The sequence below is a fragment of the Gluconobacter sp. Dm-62 genome, from assembly GCF_018256155.1.
Taxonomy (GTDB): domain Bacteria; phylum Pseudomonadota; class Alphaproteobacteria; order Acetobacterales; family Acetobacteraceae; genus Gluconobacter.
Genome location: NZ_JAERLY010000017.1, coordinates 19,286 through 35,050 on the forward strand (window position 1 = coordinate 19,286; position 15,765 = coordinate 35,050).

Below are 15,765 nucleotides of genomic sequence, written 5' to 3' on the forward strand. Positions count from 1 at the left end.
CCTGTGGCTGTTTCTTTTCGTTTTTACTTCGGGACGTCTCTGTCCTTCTGCCACGACGTGTCAGTCTCGACTTTAATGACAAACAATTCCCAGAAAGCCGGGTGCATCGTGCGATCACCACTTTCCCATCGCTTCCACGTCAAAGGCGTGACGTGAACGAGAGAAGCCGCGCTCACCTGCGTCAGACCGGCATCAAGGCGGGCCTGCCTGATCGTCTGAGGGGCAATACCCTCGACGTCAGACCTCATCAGGAATCAGCCAAGCCCGCTTGAAGTGACCTGCCTGTTCCAGTCCGGCTTTTGTCCGGTTGAGGCTCGCGAGCAACGTGGCGTCAGCCCGTCCCTGTGGCGAGAGATCGTAGTCTTCGGGAAACTCACCGGTTTTATCGAAGCTGGCTGCGTCTAGTTCACATCGACCGTCGGGAAAGATCCAGACACCCGACAAGATACGATCCCCATTTCTGTGCTGTAGCTCAATGCGATAGGAAAAATGAGGGATGTCATCCCGCATCGCGACCTCCCCCGTTGCTTCATGACGCAGCGAATGTTCGGTTGCGAGTTCGAACCCATCGTCCAGCTTGACACTGCCGACGTTGCGCGTCTCACCTGTTGAGAAATGCCACCCTGACAGAGCAAGTTTATCCACTTCGGTCTTGCCGACCGCACGAATCACCTTCGCAATATCGTCGCTCGTTGGCGCGACCCCAAGGATCGCTGCAACCTCTTTCGTGACCAGCTTGTCTTCAAGCGAGAGATAGCCTCGGGATGGCGCTGCGAGAAGAAGAACCCTGCCTTCCTCGTCCCGCTGAACGCCCTCTGTCACGCGTTTGATCGCCTCGACGGTCGCGCGACGCTGCACCTCTGCTTCGAGCTGACGCATCCGGTAGGTGTCGAATTTAGGCATCGCATTGTCCTCGTTCGTGATGCCACTATCTTAGTATCCATTGGATACTCAGTTCAATCGAAATAAAGCTGTATTTCTTTTTTTATTTACTCGGCCAGCCGGTGACTGTCCCCTTATGCTCAGAGCACTCTTAATGACTTAACGGTCACGTCCTGATGGTACTCTGCGGTATTACGTCTGCATAAACTCAGCAGGGATTCTTCATTGCTTCAGGGAGGAGAACAACGACACCTGCGAAGGGGACACCTCAACCGTCCTGTTGACCACACGGCGCCTGACGACCACCCAGTGCAGCATCTGCCTGAAGATAAAGGGCCTCAACCACACACAGCCCCTCTTCTCTCCGGTTTTCTGCAAAAAGCCTGTCTGCGACGTCGGCGAGAAGCTTCAGGGAGGAGGTTCCAGACGGGGCGACGTGAACTGCGGGCGGGAGCGGGAGAGGCATCATGGCATATCGTTCCGAAAGCTAAGGGTACGGGATGTAAGGGGGGACCGGCCGGGCACGGGCTGGTACCCTTGAACAGGCTGCGCAACGGTACGACGAATGGCGAGCAGATCATCAAAAGAGGTGATCGCGTGCCGCACCAGGGCAGGATCAAACGCGCCACCCGCCTGCTCCTGAAGAAAGGCTTTCACCTGACGGGGCGGCCATCCTGTTTTATAGGCCCGGGCGGAGAGCAGGGCGTCGATCACATCGGCCAGGCCGATGATGCGGGCGGCCAGGGGAATGGCTTGACCCTTCAACCCGAAGGGATAACCATCACCGTCATAGCGTTCGTGATGCAGAAGCACGGCCTCATGAACGAGGGTCGGAATATCGGCTGACAGTTGAAACAGTGCTCCGAGGCCGAGCGACGGATGCTGTCGCATCACCAGCATCTGCCGGTCGTTAAACATGCCCGGATGATTCAGGAGGCTGTCTGGCAGGAGCAGTTTGCCCGCATCGTGCAGGCGGCCTGCCAGTTCCAGGGCGCTGGACGAAAGGCCACTCCCCGTCAGATGGCCGAGCAGGCCAGCGAGGCGCCCGACCCTCTGGCCATGTCCGTCATCCCCTTTGGCAACCTGTGCCAGAAGAGAAGCCAGAGGCGCCCCCTGCCGCCGATAGGACGCAGGCAGTTTCACCACTTCTTTCAGGAGTGTCTGCAGTTCAGGCATCTTTCCTCTACCGGTTGTGTAAGGTCACTCTAAGCGCGGCTAATGTGAGTCCGGTCATCCCGGATGGATCAGGCCGCGGGCGAGGCCGCCAAGGGCCAGAGCCACGCAGGTGACGAGGAGTTTGATTCCGGCCGCGCGGCACGGCCCACGTCCGGACAGGATCCCGGCCGTCCTTTCGGCGAGTTTCACAAGACCAAGGGTGACGCAGGCCAGAAGCGTCCATTGCCAGAGCGACAGCGTGACGACCGGATGGCCCAGTCCGGATAGATGCCAGCCCCCCTGCCCTGCAAACTGGTCCAGCCCGAGAAATCCATCCGCCGCGTTCGTCAGAAGAAACAGACTGACCCCAGCCAGACATCTGGCGCCACAGACCCGACGCTGTACCGTCCCGACAGCGCGAGGCGGTCCCAGAGTGGAGATGTAACGGACACTGGTGACGCACGTTGGGGTCCAGTCCGTGAACAACGGTGCGGGCACGATCAGACCCTATCCGGCAAAAGTCTGGAGAGAGAAAGCAGGCAGAGCACCAGACCGAGGCTGGCAAAGACCACTCCCCGCCTCCGCTCAAGCCCGTAGTCGCGTCCATCCTCACCGATCTCGGGAACACCCGGTCCCATCATGGTTGCAACGCAGCCACCGAACATAAAAACGGGTCCCATGACAGCGCCAAGCCTGGGAACCACAAAGGCAAACAGAAGCAGGCCCACACTTGGCCAACAGACCAGAATCTCTCCAGCGGCTTCGGCGATGCGGCGGCGCGGTGGGGCATCCTGCATCAGGTCACATTCCCAGGGCACGGCGGTAGATCTGCAAAAGGGTTTCCTGAGCCTCGACCTCTGCGGGCTCCTGCTTGCGCAGCCGGATAATCGTGCGGATGACCTTGACGTCGAACCCGGCCGACCTGGCTTCGGCAAAGATGTCCTTGATGTCACCACTCAGCGCCTTGCGCTCTTCTTCCAGGCGCTCGACCCGCTCGATGATGGACCGCAGCCGGTCGGCGGCGATGCCGCCAGCGATGACACCCTGATCGTCCTGAGCGTCGTCAGGAAAAGAAACGCGTTGCAACATGGGTCAACCTTTCAGGGATCGGGGGAGAGGCAGATGGGTGAGAGGGGGCGGGGCAGATCGCGATGCCCGTCTGCCAGGGCTTCAAGCCAACGGGACTCTCTCACTGGAAGATGCCCGTGACTTGAAATCAGACGGCGAAGGGCTGTGCGATGCTCCCCCAGACGCTCGGCCAGCACGCGCTCGGACCAGCCGATCGTGATCAGGGCACTGGTCATCGCATAACCATTCAGCGGGGGTCGGTTGCCCACGGGAGGCACAGCCCGGGCCAGAGGGTGGCTCAGTCGACGATGCAACATCCCAAGGGCCGCAAGCCACCTGAGGAAGTCCGGATCAGGAATACTATGCCCCGATTGCCAGCGCAGGATCCGGTCCTTTGAAAAGCCGGATCGGCGGGACGCCTGACGCACGCCCCAACCAATAACGGAGAGCTCGCCTGCGATGGACAGCGCCGCGCGCCTGTGCCCTGGACGAACGGACCGTGAATCCACATGTCCTGCCCTCGGTTGCCCACAGTGCTGTCCACTGGTTTGGGGGATAACCCGCAAACGCAACGCCTCAGCCATGCCGGGCGATATCAGTAAAGGTCCGGTCCTGTGCACCCTGGCGAATGTGTTTGGCCATATGCGGCGAGACAATCCGGTAACGGTTGGGTCGGCGCGGATCCAGTCGCTCCTCGATCAGCCCCGCCCGCTCCAGGGCCGAAAGGGAGTCCCGCACCTCACCGACGGAGAGGCCGAGCCATGTCGCGATTTCGCTGGCGGTTTCATGTTCGGTCAGGGACGCAAAGACCAGATCCTCGATCGGCGAGGTCTTCACGGTTCGTGTGGCCGGCATCCAGGGCACCCGGGCATAAACACTGTGACCCAGGGCGGCGATTTCGCCAGCCTGTGCCAGCGTCGTCAAAGCCATGGGCAGGGCCCCGGCCTGCTCGGGCGTCAGGTACGCGCGGAGTTCAAGGACATTATACGGCCCCCGGTTGAGGCAGGTCCGGACATGCTGAAGGACGGACTGATAGACCTCACGCTGTGTCTCGGCCTTGAGCTTGCGGAAGATCCGCGCCTTGGGTTGATGACCGCCAAATTTCACTGTGATGCCCCGCCGTCTGTGACCGTCAGGACATTCTGCCGGAGACTGTTGTGAGTGCAGTCACGCGACGTCACCATTGGCCTGCCGCCTTCATGCAGTCATAGGCGTTCCGGAGATTGAACAGACCGACAGCCACCCAGACCGGAACGAAAACGAGGACATGCCAACGCGGCATGAAGGCTCTCGTCTTCCACAGGCGCATGACGTCCACCACAAGAACGGAGGTGGCCAGGGAGAAAAGGATCGCCTGCGCAAGCATGGTCCAGACCATCTGGGTATCGAACGGAAAGACCATCCAGCCAAACCCGAGGAGCATGGTCGCCGAGAGAACCATGCTGCCAAGCATCCAGGGGGAAGACAGTGGGAGAGAAAGGGTCGGTTTGGGCAGATCTGGCTGCCCTAGAGAAAGAGAGTGCTCGGTCATACCGGGCAGTATGACGACAGCGTTTGTGAGTGCAGTTCAGGGGATCGACCGGGAGGGGTTGAAGCGACAGACCCGACTGGAGGTCCTCAGACCGTCAGCCCGAGATCTGACGCCTTGTAACGCGGCGTCGGACGAAGCCGCACCACAGCATTTCCCTCAACATTCGAAAGATATAGCAGCCCCTCTGACGGACAGCCCAGGGGACGACCATCCGCATCCAGCACAAGGTGGAGGCTCTCGATCGGGCTCACCGCGTAGGCACAATCCTCTTCCAGGAGAACGAAAGCGTAGTCTCTCCCCTGATCGGTCAGCGTTTTTAGCGTGCCTGGAACGACACCGGCAGATCCGGTCATCAGACGCTCCCCCATGAACCGCGCGACTGCCTGGAGTTGCTCCTGGCTCAAGTCTTCATATGAAATAAACTCGGTGCTCAAACTGGTCAGCTCAGCAGCCATGAAGATGTCCTCAAACTAAAAGACTAATCGGGGCATTTCAGGGCATACCGTGGCAGAGACGCTGCCAACCCCGTTCAAAGCAGTGTACTGCGCTGAGTCAAAGATTTTTTGTCTCACTGCACGATCGTTAGGGTCCAGCCTCCGTTCTTCTGCGACACGGCTAACGATATCTCCTGCAATCGCAAATTCTACTTCATTCCTCGTAATTCTATTTCCTGGATTTTCTTTATTCCACGTCGCAATACGGTTTTTAACGTCAGCCAATATTATGGATGTTCGATTTTGACCTTGCAACGAACCATCTGTGAGGTCCGTGACGGAGCCGATGCGTGCGCCAACATAAGCCAAGACATCATTTTTGTTATTAAAATCTACCGACATCGCTCTCTTCCTTCCCTGATACGATGAAGGCCTATCCGGCCCATGGGAGAGCCGGAAGTCAATACCAGGGTCAGAACCCCATCGCCTCTCTCTGAGCCTGCCGATTGAAAGCCGTTCCCCGTTGGAGCGCGGGACGGCGCCTGAGATTGCGCCCCCAGCCGTCCCGCCGCGCCTGGAGCGGGATCTCGTCGATGAAGCAGCTCGGATTGGCCTGCTCGCCCCGACGAAACTCGCACCAGGACACACTGACGCGCTGGCGGCCGCGGGTGAGTGCGACATAAGCCAGTCGGCGTTCTTCAGCCGGATCAATGTTCGTTCGCGACGGGAACAGCGTATCTTCCCAACCGATCAGAAAGACATGCCCGAACTCCAGGCCCTTTGAGCCATGAATGGTCATCAGCTTGACCCGGCCGACACTCTCATCGCCGCTGCTTTCCGAGCCAAGGGCAGCGTGGTCGAACAGCTCTTCCACCGAGCTGAACTCGTTGGCGAGCGATAGAAGCTCGTGCAGGTTTTCCAGCGCCGTGCGGCCATCGTCCCCGGCTGCCTGGTGCATCGCGAGATACCCGCTCTCTTCTACAAGAACCCTCAGACGCTCTCCCAAACTGGGCTCGCCACTGCGGGCGCCTTTCAGGATCACGTCCAGAAAGCAGCGCAGCTTGTCAGCAGCCTTTCCGGTCCGTCCCTGCACCGTGCGCTCCGCTGCCTCGTACAGCGAGATCGCCTCCTCATCCGCGACCTGTTCGAATGTCGCCATGGCCTTGGCCCCGATCCCCCGGGCGGGCTGATTGACGATCCGACGGAAGGCCTCGTCAGACTGCCGCTCATACGGAAAACATGTCAGACGCAGGAAGGCCAGCGCGTCCTTGACCACGCCGCGCTGCCAGAAGGCGGTGTCATTGACCAGCTCGTAAGGGATCTTTGCGCGCAACAGAGACTCTTCCAGCAGCCGGGAGAGATGGTTGAAGCGATAGAGCACCGCCATGTCCTCGTAAGGCACGCCTTCAAGGGCGCGACGTCCGATCTCGGCGGCGATCCCGGAGGCCTCGTCCTGGCTGCCGGTGTGCCGCAGAATATCCACTGGCTCCCCATCTCCGGACGCGGTATACAGTGTTTTCTCCAGCCGGTTGGTGTCGTGAGAAATCACTGCGTTGGCCGCTGACAGGATGTGACCGGTCGAACGGAAGTTCTGCTCCAGAGCAATCATGCGTCCGGTTGGAAACTCCTTGAGAAAACTTCGGATAATCCTGACATTGGCCCCACGCCAGCCGTAAATCGACTGCGCATCGTCGCCCACAACGAAGAGCTCGTTGTGGTCTTTGGACAGGCATTTCAGCCAGAGAAACTGGAGCCGGTTGACGTCCTGGAACTCATCGGCGAGCACGCAGTCAAACCGGCCTGACCTGTCCTGTCTGTAGCGTTCGTCGCGGAGCATGGTCACGGTGGGCCATAGCAGCAGGTCTGCAAAATCCGCGCGATTGCTTTCGCGCAACATCGCCTGATAGGCTGGATAGAGCGCGGCCGCATCTCGCCAGACCATGATGTCATCGCCTTCGGTGATGCCATCCGTCGCAATCCGTCCCTCTACCCAGGTCACGGCATCCGGGGGAAGCACCATGTTTTCCTTGAGCATGGCGATGCGCGAGCTGACGGACTTCACACGCTTGCGAAACGTCTCTCCGTCATCGGCATTCATGACGCCCGCTTCAATCGCCTTTTCCAGAAGCCTGCGCACGATCTTCGTGCTGTCTTCGCTGTCACAGACGTCGAAGCCCGGACGCAGCCCGGCAATGTCAGGATCGGTCCGCAGCTGACGGCGTCCGTGTGCATGGAAGGTGCCCACCCAGTACGGGGCCTGCGCGATATTCAGGGCCGCTGCGATCCGCGTCTTCATCTCCCCGGCCGCCTTGTTGGTAAAGGTCACGGTCAGAATGCGATCGGGCAACATCCGGCGCTTGACGACACGGTCGACAATACCGGCCACAAGCGTCTTGGTCTTTCCGGTCCCGGCACCCGCCAGAACAACAACCGGTCCTGTCTGACGCGCGGCGTCTGCCTGGAAGGGGGTCAATCCTGAGAGATGATTATCCACGACCACGTCCCTGCTCCCGGGTGCCATGAAGAACATCGCACCGCGTCGCACGGCGGCCATCAAGGCTGAGGATCATGTCCGGCTCGACCATCAGGTCGAACTCCTGCCCGAAGTCCCATGTCCCGTCCGCCAGGACCGTGCCTCCGACCACGAGACCGCGCAGCACATCATCGCCGAACGCAATCTCGGCGTAGGTCTGCGGGAAGGGCGGCTGATTGTGCAGCAGAGCCCAGGTATGCCAGGCGCGGGTTGTCTCTACATCGGCATGCCAGGCGGCGGTCAGTTCTGCGACATGTCCCAGAAGTGTGACGGCTTCCGGGCGGTCAGGATGACGCGTGCTTCCGGGAACGGTGCCAATCTGGACAAGCTGCTGCTCCCCCGCCTGACAGGTCAGGAACCCATTGTCTCCGGTCGGGGACTGAACAAACAGGACGATGCGCCCGGAGAGATCCCAGCCTGCCGCGCTCCAGCGCCCCCCAACCACAAGAGCCTGACCCCGCCCCGTCTCAGGACCGTATTCTACCAGCGCCCAGGGAATACGACATCCGAGGTCTGGCATCCGGCGCAGATAATGGTCCGCATCCGGGTGCGCCAGAAAGGCCGTTCTCAGAGCGTCATTCTTTTCATGCCCGGGAAACAGCGCCTCCATTTCCCGTCGTGCCTTGTCATTCGTCATCAGTCTCTCCTCAGGCGGCGCGGGCGGCGGCCACAACAGTCTTCAGGGCGTCGTTGAAATCTTTGCAGCCACCGTGGGGAATACGGCGGATCACGCGGACACCGGCTTCGCGGCCCAGCTCTGCAAGGCGCGCGGCATAGCGGTTGCCGGCGTCGTCATTATCGGTTGCGGCTACCAGAACGGCAGCCGGATCATTTGCCATTTCAGCCAGCTCGGCCGTCAGGGCTTCGACCGTCTCCGGCCCCATGCCACCTGCGGTCGAACAGTACAGGGTTTCGCGCGTACGCTCGCTGTCGAGGGCGGCGTAGGACAGGGCATCAATGGCGGATTCACTCACCACCAGGCGACGAACCGTGCGAGCCAGACCGGGCTGGAAGCGGAACAGCGTTTTAACCGTACCCGACAGACAGATACCCTTGGTGTCCGGACCACGCAGTTCCGCGCCACAGATGGTTCCCACGGCATCCCGGTGGCAGAACCAGGCGGCGTGATAACCGTCCCGGATGCAGCCGGTCATAATGGCCCGACGCAGAACCCATTCCGGAAGGCAGCGCTCCTCGGTGAGATACGCCCAGACCTTCGTGCCGGATTTGAGCTCCTTCTTGCCCTGCCAGCGCTCAGCCGGGGCGCCGTCTGGCGTTTTGGCCTGACGCTCGCGGACATACTCTGCCCCCTTTGGTTCAATACCTACCAGTTGACCCAGCTCCCGACAGGCATCGCGAAACTTCAGACCGGGCGTCAGGCGCTGGATCAGGGAGAACACATCCCCCTTTTCGTCCGATCCCGTATCCCACCAGCCACGGCCTTCATGGTTGACGATAATCGTCTCGCCCTTTCCCGCACGGTATTTCAGAGCGTTCCGCGTGCTTTCGGGCTTGTCGAGAAGATAGCCATGGCGCTCAAGCAGCAGAGCACAGGAGACGCCTTTGACAATGTCGGTCCGGTCGTCATCAGACAGTCTGAACGGCTCAAAGCGTGCCATGATCGTCATCCTTTCTCGCTTCGGGGCGGCGCAACGGTCAGAACCGGCCTCAACGCCCCTGTGATCTGGGTTTAATTTAGGGAAAATCCGCAAGTATTGCAAGAAAAAATGACTATTTACTGCGGTTTTCATGGTTTTTATTTGTCGTGACTTACCAATATACAAACATCATCGACACTAACTTAACGAATACTTAAACAAGCCTTTCGTTCGACCCGTGCCGGAGGCAAAAGGGGCGAAAGCAAGCGTAGCGACGCCTTTCGTCCCGACACTGCCAGGTCCGTCACAAACGCAGCGCAGGACACGATGCCTTCTCAGGGGACCCGGCTGCACGGAGCAACCGAAGGGCGCGGAGGAAGCTGGGGTGGAAGGTCGTCTTGTCCGGAGCGAGGCTTGTGGCACTCCAGACCTTTCCTGGCAGAGGCTCCCGCGCCATCAGGCACAGCTCCGCCCCATGAAGGGACTGGGCATCACGCTTGTCTGGTGTGCGCTCCGCGCACGCTCGGGAAGATGGGCCGATCCTTCAAGCTCGCGGGCAATGGCGTCGATCTGAGCCTTCAGGGCCTGAATATCCTGCAGGCCGATCCGGTCCCTTCGAATTTCGAGGCGTCCGTACAGGGCGATCCGCTCAGTGCCGCTCTCAATCGTCAGGTCATCGATCCGAACACTTTTGCCTGCGTCAAGGAAAGGAATGAAGCTCATGGCATGGTCTCCAGCACAGGACTGCCAGAGGCAGGCCGGATGCGATCAGCATAAGGACTTTTAAGGGGGCGAGGCAGCGTCATGGCCGTCTGACGGATCTCATCGGGAAGAGACGGGAAAGGATCTACACCCGTCGCCTGGGTTAACGCGCCGATGCTGATGATCGTACAGGTTGGTTGGCTGCTATTTTGACAGAAATACGCGCCTGCTTCGTCCTCGACAGGATCGTAAACAGCCTTCCAGGTCGCAGAGGGCACAAAAACCCGATGCGATCCGATGGTCTTGACCGACGCTTCAAATGCCGGACCGGTCACGACGTAAAGCTCGCCTTCGCGCTGTGCGAGACGACGCACCGCCATTTCCACGCCCGTCCAGATGCCTTCATTCAGTTCCGGGGTCTGGGGAACAACATTGGCGAGCGAAAAACTCTGCTCCTGCGCCTGAAGAGTGTCTTCGTCCGCCGAACAGGCCATATGGCCGCGGTCATAATCCGACGCGCGGTAGTCGCTCAGCTCGGCCCTGTCCTCAAAGGACAGACGGGGATCGGCATGAAAGAACCGGACGACCCGGCCGATCTGCATGCTGCGCTCCAGGCCTTCCTCGGTCAGATGCTCTGCCGTCCACAGAGGGCCATGACTGATCCCCGAGTGCAGGACAGCAAAGCCGTCATTGCACAGAAGCACGATCTTCTGCCCAAGCGCTGCGTTAGTCAGAACCGGGAGCTGACCGTCTCCGCCGAAAGTGGAGCACTTTGCAGCGGCCGCGTGGGTTATGCCTGCCCATAGCAGGCTTGCCAGGGTCAACCCTGTCATCGTAAGCCGCATGGCCCATCCTTTTCTTCCTCGAAGCGTCTGTCTCAGGTCGCAGGATCGCACGGCCTGTTGTGAGTGCAGGTGCGCGGCTCTCAATGGGAGACACTCAGAAGCGTGCGCTGTGCCGAGCGGTGTGCGGTGCTGGCGTCCCGCCTCAATGCAGCCCGTAGCGCCGCTCCGAGACGAACATCATTCGCGTCGTCAGCCAGAAGATCGGCTTCAGCGTAAAAACGCCGTGCGCGGCCAATGGTCTTGCCTGCCGAGACGGCGCGGTGAAAGACGGGCGCCTCAAGAGCGGGAAGAAAACTGGACGTAGGGGTGAGCATCTGGATCTGCACGATGCGGTTCCTTTCTTGTGTTTATTGACCGGATGCGGGCCGCGCTGCGGCCCTGATGTCAGTGGAGGAAGGAGAGGATCGGGAGAGTGGTCTCAGTCTTCCGTCCCAGGCAGGGAAGCGCGCTTGACGGCCCGACCGTCGCTCGCAAGGCATCGCTTACCGTCGTGCATATAGTGGTTGCGGCGAACCTTTCGATACACGGCTCCCAGCTCTGCCCCAGCCATGCGGAAGGCTTCTCCGAGTTCAAGATCTGCAAAGAGAACCGTATCCGGCCCAAAGACCTCTGCCTTTTTACGGGCTGCTGTCAGATCTGTTTTCCTGCGCTTGGACATGTTCTGCCTCTCTCGGAATATTTCGTTCCCGATTGGCAGCCTCATGGGGCGGGTGGCGTGGCATGGGCGGCGCTGTGCGCCGGGAGCGGAGCGACGCACCCTTGCTGCGACGCCTGCCCCATGAGAGCCCCTTCCCTCCCTCCTCTTTCTCTTTCGCGCGCGTCTCTTTTCTGCCCCCCAGAGGTTTTCGCGAGGGCCAAATGATGCCGGTATCTTATTGTTTTTATTGACTTTTATTTGTGGCGCGCTTTACGCTTACCGCACAACGACAGGAGGACACCGATGAGTGCACAGACAGATCAGACCGCCACGGTGATCCGCTGTCCGCAGGAGCGGCGTCGTGCGCCGACCCTGGACGCGCTCACCGACGCAATCCTGCCCGAGACGCAGTTGCGGTCGCTTGCCGAAATCCGGGCTGTGACACCGCCCCGACAGGTTGAGCGCCTCCGCGCGTTCGGACGCGAGAGGGCGCGACAGATTTTCGAAGCCACGCCTTTGCCCGACACACGCGAGGGTCGCCAGCGCATGGCGTCTGACTGGCTGTCGCAGCTTGTTTCTCGGGCACTGGCCCGGGTTTCCGACGCACGGTCCCTCACGGAGGAGGCGGAGCGCCGTGAGATCGAAGATCCTCAGCGCGACGGCATCTATGACGATCTTGCGCAGGCGCTTCGCGCCGAGATCGTCGCCTGGGAGACGGCCCAGAATATTCTCGGCGGATGGGAGATCGTTCAGGGCCTGATCGACGATCCGGACTCCTGCGCCGTCACGGACAGCGCAACGTGTCAGAGCAGACCCATCTGAACAGGCTGCTGCCGGGACAGCGGTGCAGCCAACGCCGGAGCCAGTGAGATGCGGCCGGCATGATCGGCCGGCACGCCGTGGCGGTCGATCAGTCTGCGCAACAGCGCCTGTTCGCCTCGGACAGTCTCCTGCCGCAGTTCGGTGCGATACAGGTCAAGCACCTGATGCTCGACCAGAAGAGCCGCGATCCGGCTTTCCACGTCTGACCAGGTCCAGGCGGGATCGCCGATCCCGCCACGCGCAGTGATCTGATCGAGGAAGGCGATGCGCCCCTGCGTTGTGCTGAAATACCGGCCCGCAAAGCCGTTCCGGTTAAAGCAGGCGATAAACCCCCACATCTGGCTGACGCGCTGGTACAGCGCCTTGCTGAACCCCTCCTCCGGCAATCCTTTCGCAACAAAGGCGAGGATTGCATTGGCCAGTTTCGCTTTGTCCTGCGCTGAGCTCCACTGGGTGGCCGTCAGGCCCTCGGCCTCAATGCGGACGCGCCGCAGGTGTGGCAACAGCAGGCTCATGCGTAAGCCTCCTGGACGAGCGCGGACAGAGCCTCCGCGACAGCGCCCGCAAGATCGGGCCGCTGCGCGATCAGCCAGCCTGTCAGCGCGCTGCGATCCGCCGCGTCAACAAGGGAGACGACGCGGTCGACATCGCAGCGTCTCAGCTGCTCCACGCTGTCAGCGGCCACCGCCACGGCCGAGGCCCAGATCTGCTCATGGGGAACAGGCATAAGATCGGACATTCTTTCACTCCTGAAGGATTGCAAGGAAGGCCAGTCAGGCCAGAATTTCGAGGGTTTCAGGCGTAATGTTCAACCGCAGTGTGTCACCGGACACCTTGCTGAGGGCCCGTCGTACAAGCGCAGCTTCCAGGAACTCGCATCCGTCATCCCCGCCAAAAGCCTGTCGCTTGACGTCATGAGCCCTGCCCGCGTTCTGTGCCGGGTCAGCCTCGCGCGCATACGCGCACAAATTGGGCTTCTGACCGTCATCGGACGGCAGAAGGGGAAGCCCGTTCGACATCATGTAGATCCCGTGATCTCCAACCAACCACAGACCCGCAGGGATCTTGGCGGGATCGATGTCTTCCGGACGGCCCCATTCGCGCGCGCCATGCCCAGGCTTGCGCAGGCTCTTGTCAAAAAGCTGCGTCAGCGTGGCACGTCGTTCCGACGCAACCTCGGCATGGGCAAGAAGGCGCGCGATCAGCGCGCGGTCGAAGGTGACGATCATGGGATATTTTCCTCGGATCAGAAATGAAAAAACCCCGCACGATGGCGGGGCGTGGGAGCGTTCGGAGACGTGGAAGCTTCAGCCGCGGGGATGAGCGCTGTGCGATGCCGAGGCGAGATAGTGATGGGGCACCGGTCCCGCCAGAAAGCTCGGCAGACACGTAAACGCGAAGACCAGGGCGAGAAAACCGAAGACCCCACCGGCCAGTCCGGCAACGTCCTTGATGTCCTGAAGGGTCTGCTGGGAAATCTGCATGAAAGGTCACTCCTGTTGTCGTCATCTCTTTTCTCTGATGACCTCTCCGGCACAGGCACAGGCTGTCTGCGCTGGCACAAGCGCCGCGTAGCGGCGGGATCTCCACGACCCGGAGCCCGTCAGGGCGAGGACGCGTGGAGACCCACCCTTTGCCAGCGCAGACAGCCTGTGCTGCCCCTCTCTCCTTCTGCTTCTTTCCCTCTTTCCTCTTCCTAACTCTCCTCCTTCCTCAGCTTGAGCGGGTGTCGACCGATGTTCAATTGTGTCCATTTTGGCGCGCGACCTGCATCACGCCGGTGTCCTCCACGAGGCGGTAAGGCGTCAGGGTTAGTTGCCCCGTCCAGCGATGCTTCATTACGATCATGGGGACGCCGTCGACCGTTCCATGCTCGCCGCGACGGCTGGCGTCAGAGATCTCTGCTCGCGTGACGCATGGCGGCTGCGTGCGGGCCAGGAAATCCGTCTCAGCCTCTTTTCGGTCTGAGTATGGTCCGTGCCAGTGCTGCGCGGCTTCTTTTGGCCAGAACGACGTTACACGCAGATAGACGCGCCCATCCGGCGCAATGCCAAGATGGACCTTGCGACGTTCCAGAAGACAGGTCTCAATCTGGAGAAGGCTTTCATCGACCATGGAAAACTCGCTCTTTTTTAAACTTCAGGATCTGGCAGGGGAGACATTATCCGCTCCCCTGCATTGGCCTCAGGCGGCCAGATGCTCGGCCATTGAGGACGCAGTCAGGACAGCGGCGGCCAGGGCGGGATGCTGGTGGGCGCGATAGCGCGACACCAGAGCGTCCCGGGTCTTGCTGCCCAAAGCGGTCGCAGGCGCGCCAATGGTGTCGAGAATGGCCGCGACTTCCGCGGCCCATCCCTTGAAGCCAAGATGACCGTCGTCAGACAGGCGTTCGGCCTCGGTGAGCGAAGCTTCGCGCGGCTCTGCACCGTCCATGCGGAATGGCGTGTACCGTCTTCCCCATGAGGCCACACCTGCCATGCCCTCGTGGGGAACCGGGTCTGCAACCGTGGTTTCCAGCCATTCAGATGTGCCAAGTGCTTCTGAATCATAAGCTGCGTCGAAACCGCGCGGCTTGCGGCTGCCACGATTGACAGTGACCATGATCTTGAACGACTTGCCGGGGTGCTGAAGGGCAGTGTCGCGGCCAAAGCTCAGAATGAGCGGCTTGAGGCCATCTACCGACTTCGCCTCGACGATGCGGCGCTCACCAAGCTGGGACATGAGCGCCATCGTGGTGCTGGTAAAATAGCCCTCACGTTTTGCGGTGGCAGGCGTAGCACTGAGCGTAAAGAAAGCCATGTCGATCTCCGGATATGACAAAGGCCGCCTCGCGGCGGCCTGGAAGAACTGTGACGAAACGAGGTGGGGTCAGAAGACGTATTCGGCGCTGCCAAAGACTTCCTGCCAGGGGCTCCGGCTCGTGGAGTGACAATCGGACACCGGATCATAAGACCCCGATCTGAACTGCTTTCGGATGTTGTCGACAGTCTTCTGCGCGGCATCATCCAGCGGATTGTCGCAGTTGACCGATACGGACCCGTAAGAGGATTTGCGCACACGGAACGTGTGCTTTGGCAGCGCAGCTTTCAGGAGACGGCGGATGTTCTTTCCTGCCAGCACGCCGCTCTGGTCCGAACCCTGCTCCAGATGAGCGTATTCGGGATCGGTGCGCAGACGCTCGATTTCAGCCGCATGGGCCGCCGCAGCCTGATCTTTCCGCGCCTGTTTTTCAGCACGGCATGCTTCGGCATGAGCGTGCAGCTGCGCAATTTCCTCCGGGCCAGCCTTGGGCTCGTCGTGGAAGATCGTCCACTGCACGCCGTGCAGAATGCTCTCGGGCAGCTTCTTGCTGATACTTCCGCAGGCAAAGACGATATCAAAGCTGGCACTGCCTCCCGCCGCGATGAAGCCACCAGCAAGGCGTCTGATTGTCTCTGGGCGAGGCGTGCCATGAACCGCAGACACGACGCCCCGGCCTCTGTTGTACAGGATGGTGCTGACGCGGGTGCCTACGGTGACAGTCGGGTGTTCGGACATGCTGATCTCCTTCTCTTCATG

Annotated in this window: 27 protein-coding genes; 1 reads left to right on the forward strand and 26 read right to left on the reverse strand. The window is 60.6% G+C overall.

Annotation, left to right across the window (positions count from 1 at the left end; translation table 11 throughout):
- Window positions 1–23: 23 nt before the first annotated feature.
- From JK202_RS13300 to JK202_RS13390, 19 genes are all read right to left on the reverse strand, one after another.
- Window positions 24–248 (reverse strand): DNA-binding transcriptional regulator, encoded by a 225-nt coding sequence (locus JK202_RS13300; RefSeq protein WP_211561822.1) that lies wholly within the window; start codon window positions 246–248, stop codon window positions 24–26.
- Window positions 238–903, reverse strand: coding sequence for a hypothetical protein (locus JK202_RS13305; RefSeq protein WP_211561824.1), 666 nt, complete (start codon window positions 901–903; stop codon window positions 238–240). The genes JK202_RS13300 and JK202_RS13305 overlap by 11 nt, the downstream gene beginning before the upstream one ends.
- 247 nt (window positions 904–1,150) lie before the next feature.
- The gene (locus JK202_RS13310; protein WP_211561826.1) at window positions 1,151–1,351 is read right to left on the reverse strand and encodes a hypothetical protein; all 201 of its coding nucleotides are present in this window, start codon (window positions 1,349–1,351) and stop codon (window positions 1,151–1,153) included.
- The gene (locus JK202_RS13315) at window positions 1,348–2,058 is read right to left on the reverse strand and encodes an HD-GYP domain-containing protein (protein ID WP_211561828.1); all 711 of its coding nucleotides are present in this window, start codon (window positions 2,056–2,058) and stop codon (window positions 1,348–1,350) included. Before JK202_RS13315 ends, JK202_RS13310 begins: the two co-directional genes overlap by 4 nt.
- Before the next feature lie 54 nt (window positions 2,059–2,112).
- Window positions 2,113–2,535, reverse strand: coding sequence for a hypothetical protein (locus tag JK202_RS13320; RefSeq protein WP_211561830.1), 423 nt, complete (start codon window positions 2,533–2,535; stop codon window positions 2,113–2,115).
- Window positions 2,536–2,537: 2 nt separating this feature from the next.
- Window positions 2,538–2,834 (reverse strand): hypothetical protein, encoded by a 297-nt coding sequence (locus JK202_RS13325; protein WP_023945875.1) that lies wholly within the window; start codon window positions 2,832–2,834, stop codon window positions 2,538–2,540.
- Window positions 2,835–2,838: 4 nt separating this feature from the next.
- Complete coding sequence (locus JK202_RS13330; protein WP_061928960.1) at window positions 2,839–3,126, reverse strand: DUF2312 domain-containing protein; 288 nt, start codon at window positions 3,124–3,126, stop codon at window positions 2,839–2,841.
- A gap of 11 nt (window positions 3,127–3,137) precedes the next feature.
- A complete protein-coding gene (locus JK202_RS13335; RefSeq protein WP_011251393.1) occupies window positions 3,138–3,614 on the reverse strand; it encodes a hypothetical protein in 477 nt (158 codons plus the stop codon).
- 67 nt (window positions 3,615–3,681) lie between these two features.
- Window positions 3,682–4,212 carry a helix-turn-helix domain-containing protein gene (locus JK202_RS13340; RefSeq protein WP_211561832.1) on the reverse strand — a complete coding sequence of 177 codons (531 nt, stop codon included), beginning with the start codon at window positions 4,210–4,212 and terminating at the stop codon, window positions 3,682–3,684.
- 70 nt (window positions 4,213–4,282) lie between these two features.
- The gene (locus JK202_RS13345) at window positions 4,283–4,636 is read right to left on the reverse strand and encodes a hypothetical protein (RefSeq protein WP_211561834.1); all 354 of its coding nucleotides are present in this window, start codon (window positions 4,634–4,636) and stop codon (window positions 4,283–4,285) included.
- An 86-nt stretch (window positions 4,637–4,722) separates the two neighbouring features.
- Window positions 4,723–5,091: a hypothetical protein gene (locus JK202_RS13350; protein WP_211561835.1), complete on the reverse strand. Its 369-nt coding sequence runs from the start codon at window positions 5,089–5,091 to the stop codon at window positions 4,723–4,725.
- Between the two features lie 15 nt (window positions 5,092–5,106).
- Window positions 5,107–5,472, reverse strand: coding sequence for a hypothetical protein (locus JK202_RS13355; protein ID WP_211561837.1), 366 nt, complete (start codon window positions 5,470–5,472; stop codon window positions 5,107–5,109).
- A 70-nt stretch (window positions 5,473–5,542) separates the two neighbouring features.
- Window positions 5,543–7,624 (reverse strand): ATP-dependent helicase, encoded by a 2,082-nt coding sequence (locus JK202_RS13360; protein ID WP_249200082.1) that lies wholly within the window; start codon window positions 7,622–7,624, stop codon window positions 5,543–5,545.
- Window positions 7,557–8,240, reverse strand: a complete 684-nt coding sequence (locus JK202_RS13365) for a hypothetical protein (protein WP_211561839.1) — start codon at window positions 8,238–8,240, stop codon at window positions 7,557–7,559. Before JK202_RS13365 ends, JK202_RS13360 begins: the two co-directional genes overlap by 68 nt.
- Window positions 8,241–8,250: 10 nt before the next feature.
- A complete protein-coding gene (locus tag JK202_RS13370; protein ID WP_211514223.1) occupies window positions 8,251–9,222 on the reverse strand; it encodes a DUF3991 and toprim domain-containing protein in 972 nt (323 codons plus the stop codon).
- A 435-nt stretch (window positions 9,223–9,657) separates the two neighbouring features.
- The gene (locus tag JK202_RS13375; protein ID WP_211506444.1) at window positions 9,658–9,924 is read right to left on the reverse strand and encodes a hypothetical protein; all 267 of its coding nucleotides are present in this window, start codon (window positions 9,922–9,924) and stop codon (window positions 9,658–9,660) included.
- The gene (locus tag JK202_RS13380; RefSeq protein WP_211561841.1) at window positions 9,921–10,748 is read right to left on the reverse strand and encodes a DNA/RNA non-specific endonuclease; all 828 of its coding nucleotides are present in this window, start codon (window positions 10,746–10,748) and stop codon (window positions 9,921–9,923) included. The genes JK202_RS13375 and JK202_RS13380 overlap by 4 nt, the downstream gene beginning before the upstream one ends.
- A gap of 80 nt (window positions 10,749–10,828) precedes the next feature.
- A complete protein-coding gene (locus JK202_RS13385; protein WP_062493445.1) occupies window positions 10,829–11,074 on the reverse strand; it encodes a hypothetical protein in 246 nt (81 codons plus the stop codon).
- Window positions 11,075–11,166: 92 nt separating this feature from the next.
- Complete coding sequence (locus JK202_RS13390; protein WP_062106941.1) at window positions 11,167–11,406, reverse strand: hypothetical protein; 240 nt, start codon at window positions 11,404–11,406, stop codon at window positions 11,167–11,169.
- 282 nt (window positions 11,407–11,688) lie between these two features.
- Between JK202_RS13390 and JK202_RS13395 the strand changes: the two genes are divergently transcribed.
- Window positions 11,689–12,207, forward strand: coding sequence for a hypothetical protein (locus JK202_RS13395; protein ID WP_211561843.1), 519 nt, complete (start codon window positions 11,689–11,691; stop codon window positions 12,205–12,207).
- Here JK202_RS13395 and JK202_RS13400 read toward each other — a convergent pair.
- From JK202_RS13400 to JK202_RS13430, 7 genes are all read right to left on the reverse strand, one after another.
- Entirely contained in the window at window positions 12,189–12,722 is a 534-nt protein-coding gene (locus tag JK202_RS13400) for a hypothetical protein (protein ID WP_211561845.1), read from the reverse strand. The genes JK202_RS13395 and JK202_RS13400 overlap by 19 nt on opposite strands.
- Window positions 12,719–12,946, reverse strand: a complete 228-nt coding sequence (locus tag JK202_RS13405) for a hypothetical protein (protein ID WP_011251416.1) — start codon at window positions 12,944–12,946, stop codon at window positions 12,719–12,721. The genes JK202_RS13400 and JK202_RS13405 overlap by 4 nt, the downstream gene beginning before the upstream one ends.
- A gap of 34 nt (window positions 12,947–12,980) precedes the next feature.
- Window positions 12,981–13,436 carry a DUF3085 domain-containing protein gene (locus tag JK202_RS13410; protein ID WP_211506439.1) on the reverse strand — a complete coding sequence of 152 codons (456 nt, stop codon included), beginning with the start codon at window positions 13,434–13,436 and terminating at the stop codon, window positions 12,981–12,983.
- A 78-nt stretch (window positions 13,437–13,514) separates the two neighbouring features.
- Complete coding sequence (locus JK202_RS13415; RefSeq protein WP_155721125.1) at window positions 13,515–13,691, reverse strand: hypothetical protein; 177 nt, start codon at window positions 13,689–13,691, stop codon at window positions 13,515–13,517.
- Between the two features lie 256 nt (window positions 13,692–13,947).
- The gene (locus JK202_RS13420; protein WP_062446986.1) at window positions 13,948–14,322 is read right to left on the reverse strand and encodes a hypothetical protein; all 375 of its coding nucleotides are present in this window, start codon (window positions 14,320–14,322) and stop codon (window positions 13,948–13,950) included.
- Between the two features lie 69 nt (window positions 14,323–14,391).
- Window positions 14,392–15,006 carry a hypothetical protein gene (locus tag JK202_RS13425; protein WP_211561846.1) on the reverse strand — a complete coding sequence of 205 codons (615 nt, stop codon included), beginning with the start codon at window positions 15,004–15,006 and terminating at the stop codon, window positions 14,392–14,394.
- Between the two features lie 69 nt (window positions 15,007–15,075).
- The gene (locus JK202_RS13430) at window positions 15,076–15,744 is read right to left on the reverse strand and encodes an LPD29 domain-containing protein (RefSeq protein ID WP_211561848.1); all 669 of its coding nucleotides are present in this window, start codon (window positions 15,742–15,744) and stop codon (window positions 15,076–15,078) included.
- Window positions 15,745–15,765: the final 21 nt, after the last annotated feature.

What these genes read in the sequence shown, in the direction of transcription:
- JK202_RS13425 (WP_211561846.1), bottom strand. Translation starts at nt 15,006, where the DNA reads ATGGCTTTCTTTACGCTCAGTGCTACGCCTGCCACCGCAAAACGTGAG.
- JK202_RS13400 (WP_211561845.1), bottom strand. Translation starts at nt 12,722, where the DNA reads ATGAGCCTGCTGTTGCCACACCTGCGGCGCGTCCGCATTGAGGCCGAG.
- JK202_RS13355 (WP_211561837.1), bottom strand. Translation starts at nt 5,472, where the DNA reads ATGTCGGTAGATTTTAATAACAAAAATGATGTCTTGGCTTATGTTGGC.
- JK202_RS13305 (WP_211561824.1), bottom strand. Translation starts at nt 903, where the DNA reads ATGCCTAAATTCGACACCTACCGGATGCGTCAGCTCGAAGCAGAGGTG.
- JK202_RS13395 (WP_211561843.1), top strand. Translation starts at nt 11,689, where the DNA reads ATGAGTGCACAGACAGATCAGACCGCCACGGTGATCCGCTGTCCGCAG.
- JK202_RS13365 (WP_211561839.1), bottom strand. Translation starts at nt 8,240, where the DNA reads ATGACGAATGACAAGGCACGACGGGAAATGGAGGCGCTGTTTCCCGGG.
- JK202_RS13300 (WP_211561822.1), bottom strand. Translation starts at nt 248, where the DNA reads ATGAGGTCTGACGTCGAGGGTATTGCCCCTCAGACGATCAGGCAGGCC.
- JK202_RS13390 (WP_062106941.1), bottom strand. Translation starts at nt 11,406, where the DNA reads ATGTCCAAGCGCAGGAAAACAGATCTGACAGCAGCCCGTAAAAAGGCA.
- JK202_RS13420 (WP_062446986.1), bottom strand. Translation starts at nt 14,322, where the DNA reads ATGGTCGATGAAAGCCTTCTCCAGATTGAGACCTGTCTTCTGGAACGT.
- JK202_RS13345 (WP_211561834.1), bottom strand. Translation starts at nt 4,636, where the DNA reads ATGACCGAGCACTCTCTTTCTCTAGGGCAGCCAGATCTGCCCAAACCG.
- JK202_RS13310 (WP_211561826.1), bottom strand. Translation starts at nt 1,351, where the DNA reads ATGATGCCTCTCCCGCTCCCGCCCGCAGTTCACGTCGCCCCGTCTGGA.
- JK202_RS13315 (WP_211561828.1), bottom strand. Translation starts at nt 2,058, where the DNA reads ATGCCTGAACTGCAGACACTCCTGAAAGAAGTGGTGAAACTGCCTGCG.
- JK202_RS13350 (WP_211561835.1), bottom strand. Translation starts at nt 5,091, where the DNA reads ATGGCTGCTGAGCTGACCAGTTTGAGCACCGAGTTTATTTCATATGAA.
- JK202_RS13325 (WP_023945875.1), bottom strand. Translation starts at nt 2,834, where the DNA reads ATGCAGGATGCCCCACCGCGCCGCCGCATCGCCGAAGCCGCTGGAGAG.
- JK202_RS13330 (WP_061928960.1), bottom strand. Translation starts at nt 3,126, where the DNA reads ATGTTGCAACGCGTTTCTTTTCCTGACGACGCTCAGGACGATCAGGGT.
- JK202_RS13405 (WP_011251416.1), bottom strand. Translation starts at nt 12,946, where the DNA reads ATGTCCGATCTTATGCCTGTTCCCCATGAGCAGATCTGGGCCTCGGCC.
- JK202_RS13370 (WP_211514223.1), bottom strand. Translation starts at nt 9,222, where the DNA reads ATGGCACGCTTTGAGCCGTTCAGACTGTCTGATGACGACCGGACCGAC.
- JK202_RS13410 (WP_211506439.1), bottom strand. Translation starts at nt 13,436, where the DNA reads ATGATCGTCACCTTCGACCGCGCGCTGATCGCGCGCCTTCTTGCCCAT.
- JK202_RS13430 (WP_211561848.1), bottom strand. Translation starts at nt 15,744, where the DNA reads ATGTCCGAACACCCGACTGTCACCGTAGGCACCCGCGTCAGCACCATC.
- JK202_RS13375 (WP_211506444.1), bottom strand. Translation starts at nt 9,924, where the DNA reads ATGAGCTTCATTCCTTTCCTTGACGCAGGCAAAAGTGTTCGGATCGAT.
- JK202_RS13415 (WP_155721125.1), bottom strand. Translation starts at nt 13,691, where the DNA reads ATGCAGATTTCCCAGCAGACCCTTCAGGACATCAAGGACGTTGCCGGA.
- JK202_RS13360 (WP_249200082.1), bottom strand. Translation starts at nt 7,624, where the DNA reads ATGGCCGCCGTGCGACGCGGTGCGATGTTCTTCATGGCACCCGGGAGC.
- JK202_RS13380 (WP_211561841.1), bottom strand. Translation starts at nt 10,748, where the DNA reads ATGCGGCTTACGATGACAGGGTTGACCCTGGCAAGCCTGCTATGGGCA.